Origin of the sequence: Paenibacillus agricola (assembly GCF_011440305.1) — a bacterium.
GTDB lineage: Bacteria > Bacillota > Bacilli > Paenibacillales > NBRC-103111 > Paenibacillus_S > Paenibacillus_S agricola.
Genome location: NZ_JAAOIW010000004.1, coordinates 138,440 through 161,431 on the forward strand (window position 1 = coordinate 138,440; position 22,992 = coordinate 161,431).

Annotated in this window: 28 protein-coding genes; 9 read left to right on the forward strand and 19 right to left on the reverse strand. The window is 44.5% G+C overall.

Translation table 11 applies throughout. The features are described from left to right. The first annotated feature begins 116 nt into the window (after positions 1-116). On the forward strand, positions 117-1,286 hold the full coding sequence (locus tag G9U52_RS12030) for an LCP family protein (protein ID WP_243767297.1): 1,170 nt from the start codon (positions 117-119) through the stop codon (positions 1,284-1,286). A gap of 83 nt (positions 1,287-1,369) precedes the next feature. After that, entirely contained in the window at positions 1,370-1,633 is a 264-nt protein-coding gene (locus G9U52_RS12035) for a YpbS family protein (protein WP_166149774.1), read from the forward strand. Here G9U52_RS12035 and G9U52_RS12040 read toward each other — a convergent pair. Next, positions 1,626-2,261 (reverse strand): NUDIX hydrolase, encoded by a 636-nt coding sequence (locus G9U52_RS12040; RefSeq protein WP_166149776.1) that lies wholly within the window; start codon positions 2,259-2,261, stop codon positions 1,626-1,628. The genes G9U52_RS12035 and G9U52_RS12040 overlap by 8 nt on opposite strands. Positions 2,262-2,412: 151 nt before the next feature. Here G9U52_RS12040 and G9U52_RS12045 point away from each other — a divergent pair, with 151 nt between their 5' ends. Together G9U52_RS12045 and G9U52_RS12050 are read left to right on the forward strand one after the other, a co-directional pair. Next, a complete protein-coding gene (locus G9U52_RS12045) occupies positions 2,413-3,165 on the forward strand; it encodes a PAS domain S-box protein (protein WP_166149778.1) in 753 nt (250 codons plus the stop codon). Positions 3,166-3,632: 467 nt separating this feature from the next. Beyond that, entirely contained in the window at positions 3,633-3,947 is a 315-nt protein-coding gene (locus G9U52_RS12050) for a hypothetical protein (RefSeq protein WP_243767332.1), read from the forward strand. 89 nt (positions 3,948-4,036) lie between these two features. On the opposite strand, the gene G9U52_RS12055 is transcribed toward G9U52_RS12050, so the two are convergent. The 11 genes from G9U52_RS12055 to G9U52_RS12105 form a co-directional block, all read right to left on the reverse strand. After that, positions 4,037-4,288 carry an HPr family phosphocarrier protein gene (locus G9U52_RS12055; protein WP_166149780.1) on the reverse strand — a complete coding sequence of 84 codons (252 nt, stop codon included), beginning with the start codon at positions 4,286-4,288 and terminating at the stop codon, positions 4,037-4,039. 228 nt (positions 4,289-4,516) lie between these two features. Next, positions 4,517-4,885: an ArsR/SmtB family transcription factor gene (locus G9U52_RS12060; protein ID WP_166149782.1), complete on the reverse strand. Its 369-nt coding sequence runs from the start codon at positions 4,883-4,885 to the stop codon at positions 4,517-4,519. Continuing rightward, positions 4,872-5,297 (reverse strand): SRPBCC family protein, encoded by a 426-nt coding sequence (locus G9U52_RS12065; protein WP_166149785.1) that lies wholly within the window; start codon positions 5,295-5,297, stop codon positions 4,872-4,874. Before G9U52_RS12065 ends, G9U52_RS12060 begins: the two co-directional genes overlap by 14 nt. A gap of 93 nt (positions 5,298-5,390) precedes the next feature. Further along, complete coding sequence (locus tag G9U52_RS12070; protein ID WP_166149787.1) at positions 5,391-5,702, reverse strand: DMT family transporter; 312 nt, start codon at positions 5,700-5,702, stop codon at positions 5,391-5,393. Then, positions 5,702-6,052, reverse strand: coding sequence for a DMT family transporter (locus G9U52_RS12075; protein ID WP_279538627.1), 351 nt, complete (start codon positions 6,050-6,052; stop codon positions 5,702-5,704). The genes G9U52_RS12070 and G9U52_RS12075 overlap by 1 nt, the downstream gene beginning before the upstream one ends. A gap of 207 nt (positions 6,053-6,259) precedes the next feature. After that, on the reverse strand, positions 6,260-6,541 hold the full coding sequence (locus G9U52_RS12080; RefSeq protein WP_166149791.1) for a hypothetical protein: 282 nt from the start codon (positions 6,539-6,541) through the stop codon (positions 6,260-6,262). Between the two features lie 60 nt (positions 6,542-6,601). Next, the gene (locus tag G9U52_RS12085; protein WP_166149793.1) at positions 6,602-7,477 is read right to left on the reverse strand and encodes a methyl-accepting chemotaxis protein; all 876 of its coding nucleotides are present in this window, start codon (positions 7,475-7,477) and stop codon (positions 6,602-6,604) included. A gap of 116 nt (positions 7,478-7,593) precedes the next feature. Next, positions 7,594-8,502: an HPr(Ser) kinase/phosphatase gene (hprK, locus tag G9U52_RS12090; RefSeq protein WP_166150701.1), complete on the reverse strand. Its 909-nt coding sequence runs from the start codon at positions 8,500-8,502 to the stop codon at positions 7,594-7,596. A gap of 72 nt (positions 8,503-8,574) precedes the next feature. Further along, entirely contained in the window at positions 8,575-9,921 is a 1,347-nt protein-coding gene (locus G9U52_RS12095; protein ID WP_166149795.1) for a DUF4129 domain-containing protein, read from the reverse strand. Next, entirely contained in the window at positions 9,918-11,048 is a 1,131-nt protein-coding gene (locus G9U52_RS12100; RefSeq protein WP_166149797.1) for a DUF58 domain-containing protein, read from the reverse strand. Before G9U52_RS12100 ends, G9U52_RS12095 begins: the two co-directional genes overlap by 4 nt. Positions 11,049-11,058: 10 nt before the next feature. Beyond that, positions 11,059-12,021 carry an AAA family ATPase gene (locus G9U52_RS12105; protein WP_166149799.1) on the reverse strand — a complete coding sequence of 321 codons (963 nt, stop codon included), beginning with the start codon at positions 12,019-12,021 and terminating at the stop codon, positions 11,059-11,061. Between the two features lie 396 nt (positions 12,022-12,417). Here G9U52_RS12105 and xerS point away from each other — a divergent pair, with 396 nt between their 5' ends. Next, on the forward strand, positions 12,418-13,509 hold the full coding sequence (xerS, locus tag G9U52_RS12110) for a tyrosine recombinase XerS (RefSeq protein WP_166149801.1): 1,092 nt from the start codon (positions 12,418-12,420) through the stop codon (positions 13,507-13,509). Between the two features lie 194 nt (positions 13,510-13,703). On the opposite strand, the gene coaW is transcribed toward xerS, so the two are convergent. The 5 genes from coaW to G9U52_RS12130 form a co-directional block, all read right to left on the reverse strand. Next, complete coding sequence (coaW, locus tag G9U52_RS12115) at positions 13,704-14,516, reverse strand: type II pantothenate kinase (protein WP_166149803.1); 813 nt, start codon at positions 14,514-14,516, stop codon at positions 13,704-13,706. A gap of 45 nt (positions 14,517-14,561) precedes the next feature. After that, complete coding sequence (locus tag G9U52_RS12120) at positions 14,562-15,461, reverse strand: PhzF family protein (RefSeq protein WP_166149805.1); 900 nt, start codon at positions 15,459-15,461, stop codon at positions 14,562-14,564. A gap of 191 nt (positions 15,462-15,652) precedes the next feature. Continuing rightward, entirely contained in the window at positions 15,653-16,708 is a 1,056-nt protein-coding gene (locus G9U52_RS12125) for a hypothetical protein (RefSeq protein ID WP_207952933.1), read from the reverse strand. A gap of 31 nt (positions 16,709-16,739) precedes the next feature. Further along, a complete protein-coding gene (locus tag G9U52_RS40865) occupies positions 16,740-16,871 on the reverse strand; it encodes a hypothetical protein (RefSeq protein ID WP_279538607.1) in 132 nt (43 codons plus the stop codon). Between the two features lie 238 nt (positions 16,872-17,109). Beyond that, positions 17,110-18,024 carry a LysR family transcriptional regulator gene (locus G9U52_RS12130; RefSeq protein WP_243767299.1) on the reverse strand — a complete coding sequence of 305 codons (915 nt, stop codon included), beginning with the start codon at positions 18,022-18,024 and terminating at the stop codon, positions 17,110-17,112. A 201-nt stretch (positions 18,025-18,225) separates the two neighbouring features. Here G9U52_RS12130 and G9U52_RS12135 point away from each other — a divergent pair, with 201 nt between their 5' ends. Together G9U52_RS12135 and G9U52_RS12140 are read left to right on the forward strand one after the other, a co-directional pair. Beyond that, positions 18,226-18,573 (forward strand): hypothetical protein, encoded by a 348-nt coding sequence (locus tag G9U52_RS12135; protein ID WP_166149809.1) that lies wholly within the window; start codon positions 18,226-18,228, stop codon positions 18,571-18,573. Then, positions 18,560-19,027 carry a type II toxin-antitoxin system VapC family toxin gene (locus tag G9U52_RS12140; RefSeq protein ID WP_166149811.1) on the forward strand — a complete coding sequence of 156 codons (468 nt, stop codon included), beginning with the start codon at positions 18,560-18,562 and terminating at the stop codon, positions 19,025-19,027. The genes G9U52_RS12135 and G9U52_RS12140 overlap by 14 nt, the downstream gene beginning before the upstream one ends. A 143-nt stretch (positions 19,028-19,170) precedes the next feature. Here G9U52_RS12140 and G9U52_RS12145 read toward each other — a convergent pair whose 3' ends face one another. Then, a complete protein-coding gene (locus tag G9U52_RS12145; RefSeq protein WP_166149813.1) occupies positions 19,171-19,731 on the reverse strand; it encodes an FAD-dependent oxidoreductase in 561 nt (186 codons plus the stop codon). Between the two features lie 304 nt (positions 19,732-20,035). On the opposite strand from G9U52_RS12145, the gene G9U52_RS12150 reads away from it, so the two are divergent. Both G9U52_RS12150 and G9U52_RS12155 read left to right on the forward strand, forming a co-directional pair. Next, on the forward strand, positions 20,036-20,953 hold the full coding sequence (locus G9U52_RS12150) for a DMT family transporter (protein WP_166149815.1): 918 nt from the start codon (positions 20,036-20,038) through the stop codon (positions 20,951-20,953). 103 nt (positions 20,954-21,056) lie between these two features. Continuing rightward, the gene (locus tag G9U52_RS12155; RefSeq protein ID WP_166149817.1) at positions 21,057-21,542 is read left to right on the forward strand and encodes a hypothetical protein; all 486 of its coding nucleotides are present in this window, start codon (positions 21,057-21,059) and stop codon (positions 21,540-21,542) included. A gap of 227 nt (positions 21,543-21,769) precedes the next feature. Here G9U52_RS12155 and G9U52_RS12160 read toward each other — a convergent pair whose 3' ends face one another. Continuing rightward, positions 21,770-22,936 carry an iron-containing alcohol dehydrogenase gene (locus G9U52_RS12160; RefSeq protein ID WP_166149819.1) on the reverse strand — a complete coding sequence of 389 codons (1,167 nt, stop codon included), beginning with the start codon at positions 22,934-22,936 and terminating at the stop codon, positions 21,770-21,772. Between the last annotated feature and the right edge of the window lie 56 nt (positions 22,937-22,992).

A 22,992-nucleotide genomic window follows, 5' to 3' on the forward strand; every position in this document is an offset into this window, starting at 1 on the left:
TGGAGCATGAATCGACGTATCTTTGAATATTTCCCAATATTCATGATGATACTAGTCAAAATATTGAATCTATGATACATTATGTATCATAGATTATACGGAGGTAATGATGATCGATGAATACATTCGTTAAGTGTTTGCTTGCTTGTACCTCGCTTGGGCTTGCGCTGTGCGCCTGGATGGTTTTCGAGCTTAATCCCAGCCAACATTTCGAAGCTCATGCTCTGCCTGTGCTGGCCACACCTGCCCAGCCTATCAAGAATCTCCCTAACGACGGATCCAGCTTCAGCTTTCGGCTTAAGCACCAGCAATATGTACAGCAGCTAGTAGCATCCAGCATGCTGCCAGCAGCTATAATTGCTCCAGGTACAGGTACAGGTACAGACACAGACATAGGCTCAGGTACTACAGCAGACTCGGTTACGTTATCCGTTACGTCTTCCGTTAAATCTTTTGCTACAGCTATAGAAGCTAAAGCTCCTCCTTCCGAAACCGAGAAGGCTGATTCCAAACAACAAGCCTTCAATATCCTCTTGATCGGCGTAGACAGCAAAGGCGCCGAACAGGCACGAAGCGATGTGATCCTGCTTGTTCGAGTCGTGCCTGCTACCAAAAAAGCCATACTCATATCCGTGCCGCGTGATACACAGGTGCATATTGCTGGTGTAGGTGCTACGAAAATTAACCACGCCCATATTCTTGGCCAAGCCCGGGGTGGCAGCCAAGGCGGTGTGGAAGCGGTCATCCAAGCCGTTAGCGATTTGTTCCAGCTTCCCATCCATTATTATGCCAAAACTAATTTTTCAGGATTCGAGCAGTTTATCGATGAAATTGGCGGAGTCAGCTTGGACGTGCCACATGATATGCTCATATCGGATAACCGAACCTTGCTGGCAGCAGGTCCTCACCACTTAGATGGCGCCCGATCCCTTGATTTTGTGAGGGAGCGTTATTCTTTGGAGAATGGCGATTGGGGGCGCCAAACCGACCAATCGTTGTTGCTTAAGGCAGTTGTCCAGAAGCTGCTGGAGCCCGAGCAATTGCCGTCCCTTCCCAGCCTTCTGGCACGCGCAAAAAATGACTGGGTTGAAACCAATTTCACCGAAAGTGACCTCCTAAGCCTAGCTTGGCTATTTAAGGGGTTTGACCCCAAATTGGTTAGCCATATCCAGCTTCCAGGGCATTCAGCTATGGGTCAGGATCCTTTAGTTGGTAAAATGCTCTGGTACTGGATTCCCGATTTAAAGCAAATTAGCGAAATCACCCAAAGACTTATTAAGTCTTAGAAAAGTGGGTGTTCCAAAGCTCAAAAAAGTGGTATGATATTTACCAAAATCAAACCGTCTTTTAAGACAAAGGAGCAGCAGCCATGAGTGTTCATCAAGCCATTACGTCCCATACCTTAAAAATGCATGCTCATTTGGATGCCTTCTTGCTGCTCGACCAACAGCGTGAGCTCGCCATTGACCAGGCGATTGCTCTTTGCGCAGCAGGTGAGCCCTTCTCATTAGAAGGAGTGAATGTCATTACAGCAAGAATCAACGAGCATGCCAAGCAAGGCATATCACCGACACGCCCTCATGTTACTAAGGAGATGGTAACGGAGTATGTACAGCGCAAGGCTGCTAAATAGGCAGCCCTAAGCCTGCAAGCACCAGCTTATAATATTCCGGTGCATGAGGCACGAAGTCCTGCGAGCTAAAGCAATGCTGAGCCTCCTTCAGCGATCCATCAGGTGCAAGCGAAACTCCAGCTGCCCACACAGGCTGCTTGGTGTCCAATTCGCAAAAAAGCCGCACAATATCTTGGACACTAATCCAATACAGTCCTGTTACCTCATCCTCCTGCATCTGGTAAGCGGCCAAAGCCTGATTTGATACCATGCCAAACACATGGCAAATTTCCCGGTCTATCAGACCGGGTTTTATGTGGTTTTGCACACGATAAATACCGCAGGGAATCAATTGCTCAAACGGCACAGACAGACCCAACTCCTCCTCCAGCTCGCGGCTACCTTGTTTAACACTTTCCCCGGCTTGCAGATGCCCTGCACAAGAAATATCAAGCAGGCTTGGGTAGGTATCTTTATTTGCATGCCGAAGTTGAAATAATAAATGAGGTTTGCCATCAACCTCTGATACAATCCAACAATGAAAGGTTTGGTGCCAGAGCCCTTCGGCATGCACCTTTTGGCGGCTAGCCTGTCCAAGTAGATTCAATTGCTCATCATAAATATCAAAATATTCCTTTTTTTCTTCCATAATTTTCACTTCTCCTTAACTTTTAGCCCTTAAAGTTTATTTTTTATAAAAACTGATTCAATTACGAAATAATAGGTTATATATACTATAATATATCGATAACGTCGCGAACCACGGTACCGCTTCGTTACAATTGGGAGGCTAACTAAGAATGAATTCACTAAACAACCAATTTGCGAAGGCAGCAGAAGGCATGTACTATACTTATGAAGAAAAAGGGAAATCCAGATTTATCGAGGTTAACGACGCTTTTTCTACATTAGTTGGCATTTCTAAATCCAAGCTACTCAGTATGGACCCGAATGAAATTTTTGCACCAGAATCGTTAAAAAAGATGGAGCAAAAAAAGCAACGCTTGAACCAAAAAGGCTACTTATACGCCGAAGAAACACTAAACGTTAACAATGGTGATAAATTAAGTGTCGAAATCCATAGCAGCAAAATTCGTTGGGAGCAAAAAGATTTATATTTCCATGTTGTAAAAGAAGTATCCGAGAAAAAATGGCTTTCTAGCCAAATCCGTAATAAACCTCTAATGGCCTCAGGATTGCTGAATGAAGAGCTGGTTATTTCCGAGATCCATAATCATTATGAGCCTTTGCCCTTTGAAGAGCCAAAAGAAGGTTTTATTGGTTCCTCTTTGCTTTCCTTTATTAATTCGGCTGAATCCTTAAAGGTCAGACGCAGTATTTCCAAAGCATTGGAATACCACCAGGAAAAGCAAGTAACCTTTATGTCCATTAATCCTTATGATACCGGAGATATTAAGCTCCGTGCTGTGTTCAAACCTTTATTTAATGGAAACAACGAAGTTATCAAAATTGCTTTTATTTTATGCAGAGCCGATTCTGCGGAAGAAGTAACTGAACCTCCAATCTCACCATTATTGCTGGCTTGTTTGTAAAAATAGTAAAAAAAATAAATATGGCTTGCATTTTGAACCGATAAGTGGTATTATTTATAGTTGTATCAATTAATGCACCCCCACTTGATTTTCCTCGGTTCATTTTTTTGTTCCACTACTCATAAAAATCATCCAAATTCCCATAACCCTAAAGAATTTGTATTCGTGGTAACTGATTCACACTGGCACGGTCTAGGAGCCGTAAGGATGAAAGAGAGGTAGGGCTTTCATTGTTTTAGAACACATTATTTTTATGTATGGCTGTAGGTTGCATTACCTATTGATACATCCATGAAGAGCTCAACCTATTTTCTATTGTATTTGCTAGTACGATTGGGAGCTCTTCCTTCTTTATATCGTTAAATTTGATGATCACGATGTAACCCTGCTCATATTTCTACTAGGGTTACATCCTATACATATGTTTTGCCCAGTAATTCAAATGAGGAGGTGTTCCCAACGTGTCAATGAACCCCGAAATGCTTAACAAGCCTTCAAGTGCAAACAATTATCAAGATTCCTATGCACCACAAGCTCCGGTATTAACCGTAAAAGATTGGCTTCTTACTTTAATAGTTGGCATTATCCCTATCGTTAATATCGTTATGTTATTCGTTTGGGCATTTGGTGGGAATGCAAATCCCAACAAAAGCAATTATGCCAAGGCAACCTTAATTATTGCTGCCGTTGTAATTGTTCTTTATATCTTGGCCATTATCGCGTTCTTATTAATTTTTGGAATGGCAGGCATTTCCAGTGGCATGTTCGATGATTTCCAATAAGCTGCTTATAAATGACAAGCAAGCGGGCGAAAGCCCGCTTTTTGTATTGCCCCCAACAAAAAAAGCTTGATTGCTCAAGCTTACTAAGGTTAATCCTCCAATAAATGGCTCATCTCATTAATCGCTTCTTCCTCATCACGGCCTTTAGCTTGAATCGTAATTCGGGTGCCCGTCCGCATGGGTATCAGTAGCATCCCCAGAATGCTTTTGGCGTCCAAATTTATGTTTTCCCGTTCAAACTTAATGGTAATATCGGAACGGTAAGTACTGGCTTTCTGGGCGACCATTTGCAAATATTGCGGCTGTAAGTCATGCGAGATTTCGATTTTGTGCACTCTCATTAGAACGCCTCCGTTCGAATATACTTGATGTTAATATGGCTGTTGCTCCATTATAACTACATGTTACAACACATTCTGGCTTCTGAGAAGTACATGCAATCGTTTTCATTCATTTTCATTTTGTAGACCATTGAAATCACTGATCTTTTGTTATAAAAACAACAAAACAAGCCTGAAAGCCATTTATCATGTGGCTTCCAGGCTTTTATACGATTATAAACTTTCCTTTTACTCATCCGATTCTGAATTATTTTCAGATTCGGATTCAGATTCTACATACCGCTTGAGCAAATTCAATTTATTTTCCCAATGCCGCTCGTAATAAGCAAGCCATTGCTTCAATTCAAGAAGCGGATCGGATGCAAGATGGTAACGGGTCTCACGCCCAACCTTCCTCTCCTTAACAAGTCCGGCTTCTGCCAAAATACGCAAATGCTTCGATACCGCTGTCCGGCTCATAGGAAAATGGCCGCTGATGACAGTGACGGGCAGCTCTTGGTCGATAAGTAGTTGAAGCAGGCTTCGCCTTGTTGGATCAGCGATCGCTTGAAAGACATCATATTTCCCCGAGGTTGCGGGTAAATCAGGCTTCGACATACGCGACCAGCGTTTTGCCCAGCCCAACCCAGCCCTGAGCCATATTATCGCGAATCATTGTATGCGAGAGTCCAAATTCATTGACCGTATTAGCATCCCAGCCAGCATGCACCAGGGTTAGCTCTGTCTGCTCTCCAAGCTCGACCAACGTAAAGGAAATCGTCCAATCCTTGGCCCATTTGAAAGAAAGGCTATGGGGTGGGTCAATCGCGATCACTTGGCAGGGCGACATCCCAAAAGGACCCGCGTCAATTTCGAATTCATGTCCAGCAACAGGCTGAAAATCATTAGGCATAAACCAGGCTGCAATACCTTCAGACGTAGCTACGGCATTCCATACTTTCTGAATAGGCGCCTTCATAACTAACGTTTGAACGATATCAGGTAATGCGGATTGAAGCTTGTCTTCCATTTGAATAACCTCCAGCAGTTTTTTGGGGAATACGAAACTATTTGGTTTCGCATTTATTATATGGCACCAAATGGTTTCATGTCAAATGTTATGTTATGAAATGATTTTTAACCCTATTGCCGAGCTAAGAATCATGGCGATACATAGTAACCTTTTCCATTCTTTAGGCTCTCCATACATAAACATGCCGACTAAAGCCGCGCCAATGGTGCCAATTCCTGTCCATACTCCATAAGCAGTGCCCATTGGAATGGTTATCATCGCATACGATAAGAGTAGAAATCCCACACCAAAGGAGAGCAATAAATAAATAAGCGCATCCCACTTCTTCATCGCTAATCGCTTGATGTTAATGACTCCAAACACCTCTAAACCACCCGCTACAACTAAAGCTATCCACGCCATTATCCTTTGCCCTCCTCTCCTATAGGCTCTGTCCCTGCACTCGTAATAACCTTCAAGCCCATTACGCCAGCCAACAATAAAACAATAAGTCCAATTTTTAATAGGCTAAACGGCTCTCCAAAAAACAGCATCTCGACGATGACGGTCCCACCTGTCCCTATACCAGCAAATATTGCATATACAGTGCCAACTGGTAAAAATTTAGTTGCGATAATAATCATCACAAAGCTAATCATAATCGCTACAAAGGTACCTGCCCACTGCAAGGTAGTTTCCGAATATTTAAGTCCGGTTACCCATAAAATTTCGAGAAAGCCTGAAAATAATACGCACATCCAATAACGATTCAATTTTATCATCTCCATCCTCACCTGACCCATCCACAGCCAAATGCATTTTACAAACTACCTAACGTTCGTTAGTTCATAATATCGCACATGATGGATTAAAGTCAATATAAGATGACATATGAAGCTATATCTTTCCGCACATAAAAAAAGACCGCAGCATTTTGCGGACTTCAGTATGTTCAACTGTTAATAGTTGCTAAATTATGATTATGTAAGTGGTTTGTCAATAATAGGCAGCTTACTTTGCGCGGCTTCAATCAATTGATTGTACAGCTCATCGTTTTCTTCGAGCAACTCCTCCAAAGCCTCGATTTCCTCTTCCCCGCCGGGTTCTTTAAGGAAATTCAAGCTGTAGCCCCACTCCTTCCCTCTTTTACGGTATAGCATGATCTCATAAGGCTGTTTGTGATTAGCTACCTCAAAGGAAACCTTGCCCACATAGCCATCCTCTTTGCTATGCGTCATGCTTGCTTCTAATATATGAATCATTCATCTCATCCTTTTTTATCGATAATCTTGAATTCTTGTGTAGGTTCTAGATCCAGACCTTTAGGTTAAGGTGCTGGCTATCGCTGACAGCCGTTTGGCAAGACCTGCCATCGTATCCACAGACGCTACCATTTGGTTGGTTTCAACAGATTGTTCATTGATCCGATGGGCGCTGTTCTCCGATGAAGCTGTAATTTTATCCATATTGATGACGATCTGCTCGGTGAGGTCCGCAATTTTCTCTGCGTTATCTTTGGATTGGGAGGATAGCTTGCGTATTTCTTCAGCTATAACTCCAAAGCCTCGCCCATGCTCGCCACTTCTTGCTGCTTCAATCGCTGCATTCAAGCCCAATATATGCGTTTGTGTCGCCACATTACGGATAAAAGCAAGCATAACTCCGATATCCTTGGAAATGACCTGAACTTCCTTAATTTGTTGCGCAAGCTGCCTTTCGTTCGTATCGATCTCCTGTGCAGAGGCGTCAATCTGCGTAACACTGATAGATAAGACCTCGGCATTATCATGCAGTAGCTTGGAAACCTCTTGCAAATCATTACCTATTCTTTGCACCAGCTCGTTATTTATACTGCGAATTCGAGTCGATAAGCCCTTCATGACCCGCCAAGCCAATGCACTGTCTTCAGACATTAATTTATGGAACGCTGGCTCACTGAGCAAGACCAGCTCACTCTTTTGCGAAACTTTAGCAGTACCGCTGCGGGGCATCCCTTCCAGCAAGGACATTTCGCCGAAAAAGTCCCCGTTTTTAAGCTTGGCCACCGGGATGCTGCTGCCATTTTGCTCCAGAAAAATGTCTACAGTCCCACTAAGAACGACATACATATCCTCGCCAGGATCACCTGAACGGAAGATGACTTCACCTACTTCTTTCGTCAACACCTGACCTGCATCCTTTAACAGCTGCTCATTCATATCCATAGTTTCCTACCTCGAAGGTTTGTCTTTGTATGTACCACTCCTTCTTACTTATTCTATGGATATTCAATTAATCCCTTTAATCAAATTAGAGAAAGTTACTACTATTTTACCTAATCATTTTGCAACCGCTTCATAAAGTCTTCCATGGCGCTGTAGCCCTGTTGGCGTAAATACCAGTTGTTCGCAGCGGCTTCGACCAGTCCGGCTACATCTCGGCCAGGCTGAAGCTGGATTTCAATGGAAGGAATACGAACATCCATATATTCAGTGAATTTCGGTTCCAGTTCCAGGTCATTATTGAGCGTATTGTCCTGCCATTTGGTCAGCTCAATATCCAGCACGATGCGGGTTTCATCTTGAAAAGCTCGACGCCCATAAAGCCTGGATACATTGATAAGACCTATGCTGCGCAAAGCCAAAAATTCCTTGCTAGTACCATTATGGGTACCAATAATCGTCTCTGGGCTGATTTTTTTCAACACGACCACATCATCTGCTACCAGCCGATGCCCACGATGGATTAAGGTATGGGCCGTTTCGCTTTTGCCAACACCCGATTTACCACGTAGCAGGATGCCAATCCCTGATACATTCACACAAACTCCATGGATCGCGATTTCAGAGGCTAATGCTTTGGCCAAATAGGTATCCATCAAATCGACGAATTTAGATGTCCGCTCCGGGGTACGAAGCAAAGGTATACCTTCCTCCTCGCAATATTTTTTTAAATATTTGAGTCCCTCCTGGTTTCGCGTTACAACAAAGCAAGGCGGATGGTACTTTACGACATTGCCGATTCTAAGGTTTCGTTCTTCCTCACTAAGTGTATGCAAATAGTTAATTTCTTTACTACCCAGCACTTGGACATGAGCGTGGGAAAAGAAGTCAAAATAGCCAACAAACTCCAGGCCCGGGCGATGCGTTTTGGACTTGGCTATTACTCTTTCTAGATGATCATGTCCAGCAAGCACTTCCATTGAAAAACGGTCTAACAAATTTTGCACGGTGACAGACTTCAACATAGCTCGGTTCCTCCTAGATCGTTTTCGCAGAGTGCTAACTTCTTAAGCATCTGCCTTATAACTGGTAGCCTATTGCTTATTACCCGTTTTGGTTTCAATGGTTTTTTTTAATGTCTCAATCTTATCTTCCGAAGGAGCCGAATCGCTGTAGCGTGCCTGCTCATAAAGCTCAATAAGCGAGCTGGTGGATGCGGCTTGGCGCTCTGTCGACCTTTTGGCGATATCCATGTTAACTTCAGCAGGCGTCATATGCTTTTGAAGCGGGTAGCCCTCTTTCGTATGCTTACGCAGCCATTGCCGGTATAAATATCGAACCCGTTCGCGGCGATCCATCGCTTGCCATTGCGGCTTTTGCTCGAATTGCCCAGAGATCCACTTCTTGACTTTACTTGTAAGCTTATTATTGATCCCTTTCCAATCCATCAAGCTTTCCACATCATCCTCATAGCCCACGGCTTTCTGCCGCTGGCTTGTGCGATTAAATATTTGATTAAGCCAAGCGAACAATCGTTTCACTAATGGTGGAAGCTTTTGGGCTGCTATATATAGAAGATAAAGCAATCCCAACACTAGAGCAATGACTATGATCACCATTAATGCTTTTTCCAGCCATTGCAGCCAAAGTGCGGGTGGCTCCACTGGACCTAGATCCATCGGCGGCTGAGGTGCGGGCTTCGCTGGATCTACTGGCGGTGCCTCAGTGGGGCGATTCAATAATTCGCGCAGCCAAGCAATAAGCTGCTCCTTGAGCCAGTTCAGCGCTGCTTGCAGCTTGCGGAAGAAAACTACAAGGACAATAAAAACAAGCACCATGGCTACGAGGAAGCGGTTTTGCCGCACCACTACAGTAGCTACGACGGCCTCCTTGTCGCCCGATAGCGTCTCCTGCTTCATGGTCGTCTGGTTGGACATCAGCAAAGCTACGGACAATGCCAGCAAGCCTAGCCATGTCAACAGCGGCACATAAGGCTCAAAGGAGCCAACAAATTGCAAAAATACGGATGCAATAAAATAAATCAGTAGCCCTACCAAATAATAAGAAACCGGAAACATCAGGCTCCAAGCCATCGTTACCATACGCGCGCCGCGATAAATGAACAAGCAGGCAAATGGGAATATAATGAAAAAAGTATAGCTTTGGCCGCATAGAAGGTAAGCACTTATTGCACCCAACAGGATAACAACAGCCTGTAATTGATACCATCTGCTTAATGGCAGCAGCGTGTTAACCGTAAACCCTACTGCATACAGCAGAGGGATAATAGCAAGCCACAGCCACATGCCCATTCCAAGCGGAAGCAGCAGATAGACACCGATAATCAACAGCAGTGGGAAAATCATAAGGGCTTCCACGCTGCCTTTAAGGGCTGCCAGCCCGATACTGGCTAGCTTTGGATTTATTGATTGAGGCTTCATGAGACAGCACCTGCCTGTTCGCTGGAAGGCGGTACGGCGGAAGACTGATGCGCCTGCTCAAGTAAAAACATCTCTACGGCATTTCCATTACGACGCAGCTGTTCAATCGGCTGGATCATTTTTTCGCCCATATAGGCTGAAATGACAACAATATCCAGATTGGATGTACCTAGCGCAGCTATTTCCCCAAGCAAATCGTCAAAAGGAATTCGCCGGCCGGCCACCAGCTTAGCCATCGTTTCCAGTAAAAAGCCCATATGCGCCGGTCCATTTCGGGGATCAATCAGGACAGCTTCTCTAGGTGCATCGATTAAATAAGCATTCGTTGCGAAGCCTGTTTCCATGCCTTGCTCAATCGCCTTGGCTGCAATCGCAGCGGCGTAGGAGATTCCCTGCTCGAACAAGGCTTCATCGTTAACCTGGCTCCACATCTTCTCATGATCCTCGACATTAAGCAAAATCATAAGCCTGTGGTCAGCCGTATAGTCAAGCTGGTGCACCTGCAGCTTTCCGCTGCGGGCTGTCGCTTTCCAGTTGACCCCTTTTAAAGGGTCGCCATAGCGGTATTCCCTGGCACCGGAAATCATGAATGGATCCTCTACAATCCAGCGGCGCACACTAATATCCCCTTGCCAGCTATGGGAAGGCATTGTGAAATCCTCCAAGTCAGCAGGCCTTGGATACACCAGCAGCTCTACATTCAGTGCTATCTTAATCGTATTTTTATAAACACCTAAAATATCGCCACATGTCAATGAAGCTGTATTTAGCCGGTAGCAGCCACGCTTGGAGCAAAGAATCCGATGCCGCCTAGTAATTTGGGTAAAGGGCATCAGGCTGAATAAGCTTTTATGATTCTGGAACAACGAGCCATCACTGATATCCAGATTGGTTTGGCTCTGGAATTTCAGGCCTGCATGAATTAGCGATTCCAGCCTGAGCCAAGGTACTGGAATGATATTGCGGTTGGAGATCCGCTCCACAAGCTCAACCTCGTCACCCTCGAAGCAAGCTTTTGTGCTGAAAAACCGCTCATACTTTAACCCTCGTTGCCCCCAGTAACGAAATATCATTCCTTGCGCAACAACAATAAGTAAGGCCGCCAATAAAAACCAATGGATTCCCATATGTCACATCCTATCTGGAAACCAGGTTATCTTCGGTTGGCACAGCCACATCCCGCAATATACTGGCGAGCACAGCCTCACTGGCCTCTGCACGTGAACGCATCGAGCCTTTGACAATCAAACGGTGCGCCAGCACGGGCTGCGCCATCGCTTTAATATCGTCAGGCGTTACAAAATCTCGCCCTTTTAATATCGCCTGCACTTGCGCTGCTTTCAGTAAAGACTGGCTGCCGCGGGGGCTCACACCCGTTGCTATGTCGCTATGTGTCCGAGTTTTCTCAACAATCGCGATTAAGTAGCCCAGTATATCATCGCTTACCTGGACCTTCGAATAGCTGTCTTGTGCGGCCACGATCTCCTCTGCCTCAGCCACTCCAGCGATCGAATCAAGCGGATTGGCTTCCTTGAAACGTTTGAGTATATCTACACCTTCTGCTGTAGTAGGATAGCCCATTTTAATTTTGAAAAGAAAGCGGTCGAGCTGGGCTTCAGGAAGCGGGAAGGTGCCTTGATTTTCTACTGGGTTTTGAGTCGCGATAACAAAAAAAGGCCGCTGCAGCTCCCTCGTATCTCCATCGATACTAACCTGCCTTTCCTCCATACATTCCAGCAGGCTTGATTGGGTACGAGGCGTAGCACGATTAATTTCATCAGCCAATAAAACATTGGTAAACAGCGGCCCAGGACGGAATTCGAATTCAGATAGCTTTTGATTAAAAAAATGGATACCGCTTAAATCCGAAGGCAATAAATCCGGTGTAAATTGAATCCGTTTAAAGCTGGAATGCACCGACTTGGCCATCGCTTTGCCCAGCAAGGTTTTCCCTGTACCCGGCACATCCTCCAGCAGCACATGGCCCGAAGCGATCACCGCGATCAATAATTTATCGATCACGTCCTCTTTCCCAACAACAACCTTGTTAATATTGTCTCTAATCTTCATCGCTAAGGTTCGAATCTGTGCGAGCTCCATGACATTGCCTCCATCTATAATAAGTAGTTACTATGAAATCAATGATGCAACAAAGTAATATGAAATTAATGATTTAGCGTGATAGATAAGATGAACAAAAGATGACAAAGAAATGAGCCCATGGTAAATGGACATTGGACATTGAAAGCCAAGCCGCTGGAAAGAAAAGGAGCAAGCGGACTGCTGGGCTTTAATACGAACTAGTCTATGATTCAATGCTGTAATCGTTTGCAAGTTAACTGTACCATAAACGGAGGTTAGCAGTACACCCTCCAAGGTCCTCTAGACTCCCATGCTTTCTAATAAGATAATTGACAGCGTTGCTTCATTAATATGTAGAAGCGTGTTAGGATTAAGCTAAAGTGGTTAAGCATTTATTTATCGAGGTGTACATACATGAATATATTAAAAGTTAAAGACCGGCAAGAGCTGGATAAAAGAATCCCGACCATGCCCTGGTACGTGGAGAAATTCATCAATTATAAGCTGCCTGACCTCTCGCCCTCCTCATTACTGGAGTATGTGCGTGATTATGAAACCTTTTTCTCGTGGTTATTGGCAGAAGGGCTGGCAGAAACAGATTTGATCAAGAACATACCAATTGAAGCGCTGGAGAAGCTGCATATGGAAAGCATCGATAATTTCCGGATGTTCCTGATGACACGTGTGGAAAACACGAATAGCCGGGTAACGATATCACGCAAGCTTTCTTCTCTTCGTTCGTTATTTCATTATTTAAGCCAAATTGCTGAGGATGAGCAGTTTTACCCTTTGCTAAAAAGGAATGTGATGGCCAAAGTTGAGGTCAAACGAACGTCCAAGCCTAAGGATACAGCAGCCAAGCTTGAAGGCAAGCTGCTCCAAGAGCAGGAAATTCACGAATTTACGGCGTTTATTGAGCAAGGCTACGGCGAGACGATGGCTGCCAATAAGCAGGCAATGTATTCCTATCGCTTAAATAAGATCAGAGATGCTTGCATCATCCGGCTTATTTTGAATTCGGGCTTGCGTGTCTCTGAGGTGGTTAACCTTAATATAGACGATATCGATATGAAAAAAAAGCTGATATACGTGTACCGTAAGGGCTCGAATGACGACAGCTTCAAAACACCAGTTTATTTTCGCCAGGATGCAACTGAGAGCCTCACTGCTTATTTGGAAATTCGCCAGCTTGATTATAAAGCGCCAAAACGGGAAAAAGCGCTTTTCCTTGCCATTGCCAATGGCAAAAAGGAAGGAGAGCGCATGACCAAGCGCGCTATTCAGGAAATGGTGATCAAGTATGCCAAATGCTTTGGCAAGCCTTATCTGTCCGTTCATAAGCTGCGCCATTCGTTTGCAACCGATTATTACTTACGTAATGACCTCTACAAAACGCAGGATCAGCTAGGGCATGCCTCCCCCGAAACGACGCAGATCTATGCCCATTTAACCGACAAAACGATGGCTGAAGCTATTGATAACGAAAAAGAGTCCAAGGCTAAATAAAGGTTAAATAAGTACTGCAGCGCCATTAATTCTTTAGTGAGCCTAAAGCTAACAGAGACCTTTAGGCTTCATCAGCTTCAGTGGCAGCTGATTTCATTTCCGATCTCCTGACCCTAGTTTTGTAAAGGTTATCAGTATTACATTTGTAGTTCATAGATAGACACTATATATGTAGTCATCATTAGTCAATTCAGTTACGACATTAAAGCCCCAATCGCACCGCTGTATTCACCATTTCGCAAAACGGTAGGCACTGCGCCTCTAAGCACCGTGTAATTAACGACTGTATCTCTTAGCACGTCATTGCCGATAAAGGATGAGCCTATGTACACAATAGATGAAGCACCGTTTTGAGTTGCTGCTTGCACACTAATCGTAGTAATGGTTTCCCCTACAAGTCCGATAACGGAAGCTAAGATGTCCGAGTTTTGGCGGGTAGTTTGATGCTGGAGTACATTGCCAAAATTGCTCGCGGTCAGGTCACCGGGAATCGGAGGCACCATCCCTTCATAAATATCGCTAACCTTCAAGTCAATGAATTTGCGATTTCCCTGACGTGACACCTCAACAATTTCTGCATAATTCTGGATACCCGTAAGCAAGAAGGAAAGTCCCATCAACGTCCCTCCCCCCACTCCGATGCCACCAAGACGATGGTGCTTTTGCTTATCCACAAAATGAATAGAGGTGCCCGTCCCCACATTGGTTAGCACAAATGGCTCATCTGAGAGCTTCTGCATGTCCATTAAATATTGAACCCCATTACAGGTTGCGTCGAACTCTACCAAGGTGCGGATTGGACGGTTTAAGAGGTCATGAAGCTGCTTCGCCTTACCCCCTGTCACACAAATTTCAGCACCCGCAAAATGCTCTTGAATCCATGCGGCGGCCATGGCGATTTCGGAAACCGGAAACTTTTCGAAGCTTAGCTCTTGCTGGTCATTCCTATAGGCTATTTTGATCAGGGTGCCCCCTGCATCTACGCCAACGCTATTATACTTTTCCAAAATATCGCCTACTTTTTATGTTATGGTGTTGTAACGTTACTTTTCTTATACAGATGTTATTTCTATTTGAAATTCCTTCACGTACACGCCCGAGCCGCTAATCGTTACCTCGTAATTATTATCAGCCGGTGTAACCGTTACCTCAACCTGGCCTTCGCGTTCCATTTCGTGACCCTGCTCGACTACTAGCTGAATAGGTTCATCGATTCCGTTACGTATGTATGTTGCATAATAAGCACCCATTACACCAGACGCCGTTCCCGTAACCGGATCTTCTATGGTACCTGAATAGGGAGAGGAAAAATGGCGGGCATGCATATCTGCTGCTGGATCATAGGTTTCCATGCAAAAAGGATGGATTGAAGCTCTTGGCATTCCCCTTAGCACCTCAGGAAACTGAATATTATTAGGTACCATTCTTTGAAAAGCTCCCAGCTCTTTGATCGGAACCAGCAAAGTCCAGATCCCGGTACTCCCGTAAACTGTTGGCTTTTGCAAATCCAAATCTTCTAAAGTAAGTCCAATAGAAGCAGCCAGCTCATCTAGCTTTCCATCAAAAACGACAAATTGGGCAGGGGATTGCTGCATAGTAATTATCGGAAATCCACTTTCAGATAAACGAATTTGCATCGGCAGAAGGCCGGCTTTCGTTTCCAGTTTCAAATCCTCAAGGCTTAACAGCCCCCTTGTTGTTAACGCATATAAGCTTGCCACCGTTGCATGGCCACAAAGATTCATTTCATGTCCCGGCGTGAAATAACGGATTCTCAGATCAGCAACCTCCGATTTTACAATAAATGAGGTTTCATTGAACCCTACCCGTCGGGCAATTTCCAACATCTGGATGTCGGTTAAATCATCTGCGTCTAACACAACTCCAGCCGGATTTCCTTTATCGGGCAGCCTGCTAAATGCATTGTACTGGTAGACCGTGACTTGTTTCATCCGCTCATCCTCCAATCCATAAAATTTTTCCCATAGTAGCATCAACCACCAAATATTGCAACCTTTTTAACAATCAGGAACATTTCAGGTTAATTCGAGAATAGGATCGAATGTTCGTTTGAAATATATAAAGTATAAACCAAAAAAGAGACCACTCCTGCGGTCTCACCGAATTTACTATGCTGAATTTTCTAAATCATTTTTCTTTTCCTTTTGGCAAACAGCCAACCACCAATCAAGGCTAGTGCCGTCAGCAGGATTAGTGGAACAAATGGGAATTTCGCTACCGCCTCTGGAGTCCCGCCATTAGTATTTATATGTCCACTCTCAGCCATACTTCCATGCCCACTTGCAGTTGTGCCTCCAGTCCCACTACCGTGTCCACCTCCAGCTGTAGCACCAGTTCCACCACCATGCCCACCATGAGCTGAGCTTACAGAGGAGTTCGTACTCGTCTCCTTCGAGCCAACGCCTGCACCCAAATCTAAGCCTGCTGCTTGTTTATCAAAAATAAGCAGCTGCATCACACCTTCATTGCTCCCCACTTTTTGCGTCCATGACCGAACGAGCTCCTTATTCTTCCACAAAGCCGGATCAACGGCTGCATTAGCAATTTTGGGATGGTCGCTTAAGCTCCAATCTTTGCCGCCGATTTGCAGGATATAAGTCTTAGTCACTTTTCCTTCTGCATCCTTGGTTTCCTGTTGACTAATCTCTTCAATCTTGCCTGCCGGACCTGGCGTAAAGCCTGCCATTTCATAGAGAGTTTTATCATGAGTATTGTTGGTGCCATTTGTATGGCCAGCAGCGTTCCCGCCAACCTGCTGATCCAGATTGGCGGTCATAAATAGCACAAAGGCTTCGCGTGTCAGCTCACTGTCAAGCTGCCCAGTAGCTACCTTCGCTTGCCCTCCAAAAAAAGCTTGGCTAACCTCGCGATACGTCGCATTGCCTTGCAATGAGCTTACAAGTCCCGCGTTCTCGGCAGCCTTGGCTATATCTGATGCTGTAGGGCTAGCCGCTGGAAGCTGCTGGAAGGATCCTGCCCAATAGGCAAGATCCTTTCGGCTTAACGGATCATTGGGCTTAAAAAGCGAAGCGCCATGCTCGTAGGGGATCACGCCAATTGCACTTAAGCTAACAATTGGCTCCTTAGCAGCAGAAAACTGAATATCCTCGTAAATCGTTTGCTCGTTAACGACATGTGCCGAAGCAACGGATGGCAGCAGCAAGCCTAGCATTGTCAATAGCAATAAAAGAATTCGCATGTCGGTTTCTTTACCCCCCTTCCAAAATCAAAGCACCACCAGCTTGCCGCAAATAATATTGGTCTGTGTTTCCCGGCAATTGCTTCAATTGCTCAGGTCGTATACGAAAGCCTATCAATTCCTCGACCAAGGTGCTGGGCATGAGAAATCCATTAAAAAAACCAGCCTCCAGCTGTAAAGCAGGTGCCTTTGTTGCATCACTTGTTAAGGCTATGTACTGACAAAAAAAATCTTACAATTAATGAAAATGAATATCAATATCAATAAATGAGAGTGATCGTTTCTTTTACTCGATATTAGCTTGATCTATCAATCTTATTACGTTGTCATTCGATTTCTTAATCCACTTATAAGAAATGTTGCAGCGCATAAAAAACGCCCTATAGCAACAGAGAGTTCCGGCTGGTAAGAAAATATCGTTCCACATCTTGACAAAACGCGGTTTCGGCTGGGGTCAGCTTTGTGTTTTTGCGAACTGCAAAACCATTCGTCCGTGTAAGGTTTAAGGAAGAAACCGATCTGGCCTGAAGGCCTCCATGTTTAATATCATTAATTACTGTTGTATAGGGAAGAAAAGCAATGCCCAGCTTGGACTTAACGGCTTGCTTGATCATTTCGAAATTACTCATCTGTAAAAAACGCACTTTAACGTGCTGCTTCTCCACTTGCTTTGTAATATATTGCTGCAAATAAGGGCTTTGGGGGAGCAGGATCGTCTCATTATGTAAATCCCGGCAGTAGAGTACCTTGCGGCTGCTCCAGGCATGGTCTATAGGAAGAATGAGCGGAAAATCGTCCTCGAAAAGAACCGTAATATCATATTGGCTGCGGATATATTCATCCTCTTGGTAAATAGGCATAAACGCCACATTCGTTCTACCTTCACGGAGGCAGCGTACGAGATCATCATAACAATAGGTGTAAATCTCCAATAATTGCTTCGGAAATTCGGTATGAAAATGGCTTAGAATATCCGAAAAAAAATAACCGGCAATATAGTTGCTCACATAAACAGAAAGTACGGAATCCTGCTGAGATACCTTTTTAATTTTGATAGCAGCTTCTTCAACGAGAAACGTCATTTGCTTTGCATATTCGAGCAAAACTTCGCCCTGTTTTGTTAGCTGGACGCTTTTCCCGGTACGGAGAAAAAGCGTGGTCTTAAACAGTTCCTCCAAATGCTGGATATGGTTGCTTATGGTCGGTTGGGAGCAAAATAGCCTTTTGGCTGTTTCTGTGAAAGAGCTACATTCCGCTAAAACAATAAAGGTCTCCATCTTCTCCAATATTTTCAAATCACGTCACCTCGATAGGTTTTGGAAAATTATTATATTGATAAAGATTATCATTATCACTCGTAAGTGTCAATAGAAAGCCCTTTACAATATGTGTTCTATCCCCTGAAAATACGGATGGGCTTCGAAGTATATGTTAAGCAGTTTTATTGGATGAAACTGCTATATTTGCTTTCAAACTTAAACGGAGGTGCTCACCTGATGGATACTGCCAAACATAAGATGCAAAACCGTTTTGAGCAATGGAAAACAGCAGCAAGCCAGCTCATATCCGGATCCCAATCTGAACCCGGAGAAACAGACGAAGCCACGGTACTGGACCTTGATCCTGGACTGCTGGACCAATGCCAACTTCAAGCCGATAAACAACATACGACCGTTAGCACCGTAATTAATCATATCCTTCACCAATACTGGTCTGAAACCCATAGTATCGCTAAACAAGCTATTCCTAGAGACCAATTAGAACGCAATCCGCTGCTTTATTTGGATGGGTTATCCAAACGCGAATTTACCCAGTACCGAGGTGAAACCTATGCTGAGAAATGAAGAACAGGATTTCCGCAAGGCCGTCTTTCTGGACCAAAGCGCATTATCTTCCTTAATGGACGAGCAGCATATTCATTATAGCCGGGCAAAGGCACTATTTCTCGATTTGGACGACTTGGAGCGCCCCTTAATTACGACCAACTATATTGTGTTCGACACCCATCAATGGTTGAGAAACAGCTTTGGCTTCGACCATGCGCAATTTTTTATTGATATTGTGGATCAATCAGCCGCCAAAGGGATCATTAAAATCATTCCGGGCAGCCCCGAGCTTGAGCAGGAATCGAAGCAGTTAATCAGCAGCTGTCCTGATCTGCGGCTGTCGCTTAGTGAAGCCTTAACTGCTGTCGTTATGCTAAGCTATCAAGTAAAACGGATTTTTACTTTCAACAAAAATTATGATTTTCTATCCACCTTGGATTCGGATATTAAAGTGATGCCAAGCGCAGGCTAGAAAACATTAATACTAAGAAAAAAGGCTTACGCGATTATACATAACGATTTGCGTTCGCGAGGGCAGGCATATGGGAACAACAAAAGCACCACATCCCCCTATTTAAAGTGGGGATGTGGTGCTTTTGTTGCAGGGGTATTGAGTTATTTCATCATATCGTGATCGACATAACGCTCGCCATTGATTTCACTAATGACGTTAATGGCTACCTTCGCGCCATCGCCTGCGGTAATGATCGTATGAACGCTGACACCCGCCGCTGTTCCCGCTGCCCAGATGCCTTCAACGGTTGTTTTGCCATCCGGTTTGGTATCATATACGGTTTTAATCCGTGGTTCTGTACCTGGCTTCGTGTCGATTCCGATTTGCTGGGCAAGCTCGGTTAAAACTCCAGTCGCCAAAATAATATGCTTGCCTTCATAACGATCGCTTTCCGTTACAACATGAAAACCTTCCTCGGATTTAACGATATTAATCGCCTTGCCTTGAACCAGCTCAGCCCCAAATTTAGTCGCTTGGCTTTTTCCGATCTCGACCAGATCCGGTCCTGAAATCTCTGATACTCCATAATGATTCTCTAACCATGCGCGTTTCGTAATGCTCTGGTCGTTGTCGATAACCAAAGTTTTCTTACCTGATTTAGCAGCGAATAAAGCTGCGCTTGCTCCTGCTGGACCCGCTCCGATTACAATAATATCATACATCTTGGAATGGTCTCCCTTCGATTAAAATGTTGATAATAACTTTGTGTAATAGCATGTTTGCTATTCTATATGGTACACAATGGAATTGCCAAAGTCAAAATATGGGGGCTTGGCTGGTGCTGACTGAGCTCCAAAAGGAATGGATCGTTCTTGGAATTACTTGCTCGGTACATTCAATATTATGTTGTAGGCCTCCTGCTTAGATTACTCATGAATATAGGGGGAAATTTTTCACATTCCTTGTATAATTGAATGAAGGTAAAGTCATTTTATCCACCACTTGATTCAAAAGGAGACTGTCCGCATGAATTGGCGATCACCCTATCTTTTATTAATAGTAGCCACTTGCTTGTGGGGAGGCAACTTTGTCGTTGGCAAGGTTCTTGTTGCTGATATTCCTCCCATTTTGTTAGCGACGCTTCGTTGGTGTATCGCTTTGATCGCCATTACACCTTTATATGTCAAAGAGGCGTGGAAGCATCGACGCTTATTTATCGAGAAATGGAAGGTCTTGTTGTTCCTATCCTTAACAGGAGTTGCCGGCTTTAATACACTTGTCTACATCGCTGTGCAATATACAAGCTCGATCAATGCTGCCGTCATGAATGCGGCTACCCCGATCCTGATTATTATGGCCACATGGATGATGCTTCGTGAACGAATCCGTCTATCTATATTACCGGGGATTGGGCTGTCCATGCTTGGTGTGCTGTGGATGATAACCCGCGGCAGCTGGGAAATCCTAATCGGGCTTTCCTTTAATCAAGGCGATTTATGGATGTTGGCCGCGATTATGTGTTGGGCATTATATTCAGTTGGGATGAGGCATTACGCTAAGCAAATCCCCAGCCAAGCCTTATTTATGTATACGATCATTCTTTCAGTAGCCATATTGATTCCTCTTTCTGTAGTGGAAACGATGGTGCGCCAGCCTGTTCTTCACAGCTCGGTTGGAATATGGATGGGCCTGCTTTATATCGGTGTATTGGCTTCGTTAGTGGCCTTCTCGGCCTGGAACCAATCGATTGCCCTTATTGGACCAGCCCGTTGTGCAGGTTTTTTAAACCTGATCCCTTTATTCAGTACGATTTTTGCCACAGCCTTTACTGGAGAGAGCCTTCATCTATATCATTTTATAGGAGCCCTGCTGATCCTCATGGGCATCTATGTAGCCAATCGCAGATTGAAACTGGAGAAAGCTGCACCTTCCGAGCAATCGTGATACCGCTCTTTGTCTTATATCCCATCTTTTTTTCAAGCGGAATTTATGCTAAATTAAAAAGATAGATGTACCTATCTTCTACTTCAAGGAGTTGAAACAATCGATGAGCCATGTTGCTTGGGAGCAGTTGGTCTGCGCAGTGTCTGAACAGAAGCAAGCTGATTATCAACAATTCATTCAAAATGGAGGCTACTCCGCTTTTCATCATTTGTTAGAAGGTATTAAACAGAAGCTTCGCCATGTTCAGGATTCTGAAATCAAGCAGTTTGGCCAGTGGATCGACCATGCTCAGCAATTATTTCCCGAGCCTGGTATATTTAGCCCTTCTTGGTCACGAATCTGGGAGGAGCTAAAGCAAATACTTGCCATTAAATCGGGTATTATGCAGCAAATTCCTATAGAAGAACGAAGCGGTGAATGGCAAATTATTATCGATAATCCCCTTTCGATTCAGGAAATTGTCTGCCATCCGGCTTTAAGCTTTGACGAGGCTGCCTATTTGTATAGCTATTTCCGTCCAGGCTTGGAGAAAAATGAATACATTCGATTACAAAAGGTTTTAAGCCTTATGACTGATGTCGGCTATTGAGAGCGTTATCATGACAACATTCTCCTGATTTGCTCATAGACCGCCCTATAGTTTTCAGGCAGTCTGTCGAATCTTGGGTGGTTTTATCAAGTATTGCGCTTGCCCGGGAAATAATCGGCGCACATGGGAAATACCCCAGACATGGAACATCGTCTGGGGTATTCCACCTATCATGGACTCGCACCTAATATAAATGACTAGCTTCGCATATAGTTGTGGACTTTAATCTACAGGCTTAGCTCCAATATTTGACGCACATCTTCCTCATTCAGCTTTTTGAAAGAACCCACCGGTCCGTAGCGTACGGTTTCTTTGGCCATCCGCTCTAGGTCCTTGCCGTCAATTTTCAAATCGCCAAGGCTCGCAGGAGCGCCAATTCTCGTGAAATAATCACGGGTTGCTTGGATACCCGCAAGTGCAATATCCTCATCCGATTTGCCTGCTGGATCGACATTCCAGACACGAACCGCAAATTGCACAAAACGGTCGATCCGCTCCTTGTGTACATACTTCATCCAATTGGGAAATAAGATCGACAAGCCCTCTGCATGGGCAATATCATAGATCGCACTAATTTCGTGTTCAATCATATGCGATGCCCAATCATTTTGCATCCCGACACTAATCATGCCGCCATTCAAGGCATAGGTTCCACAAAGCATCAAATTGGCACGTGCCGCATAATTGTCTGGCTGCTTTAAAGCAAGCTCACCGTTTTCAATCACGGTTTGCAGGATGGATTCACATAATCTTTCCTGAAGCGGCGTATCCGAGGTTAAGCTAAAGTATTGCTCGAATACATGGGACATCATATCAACAATACCGTTCACAGTTTGGTTAGCTGGAACCGTAAAGGTCCAGGTAGGATCAAGAATGCTGAACTTCGGATAAGCATGAATGCTGCCGAATGCTTTCTTAAGATTTTCCTCCCAGTTTGTAATCACCGAGCTGCCGTTCATTTCTGAACCGGTAGCCGTTAAGGTTAATACCGTACCCAGTGGAAGTGCTGATTTGATCTCAGCTTTATAGGTTAGGAAATCCCATACATCACCTTCGTAAGGAACACCCACTGCTACTGCCTTAGCTGCGTCAAGCACGCTGCCTCCGCCTACGGCCAGGATGAAATCCAGTTGATGCTCACGGCATAGCGCAATCCCTTTGCGAACTGTAGAAACACGTGGATTGGGTTCAACACCAGCAAGCTCATGCACAACCGCCCCTGCTTGCTTTAACTGCGACTGGACTTGGTCATACAATCCGCTCGCTTTGATGCTTCCGCCTCCATAAATAAGCAGCACGCGTTTGCCGTATTCAGCTAGCTGTTCGGCAAGCGTGTCTACGGTACCAGGACCAAATATTATCCGTGTTGGATTCTGAAATTGAAAAGTGTTCATGATCGGCCTCCATTTTCTAATACATCCATTGTATAATCGGGTTCCCCATCATTATA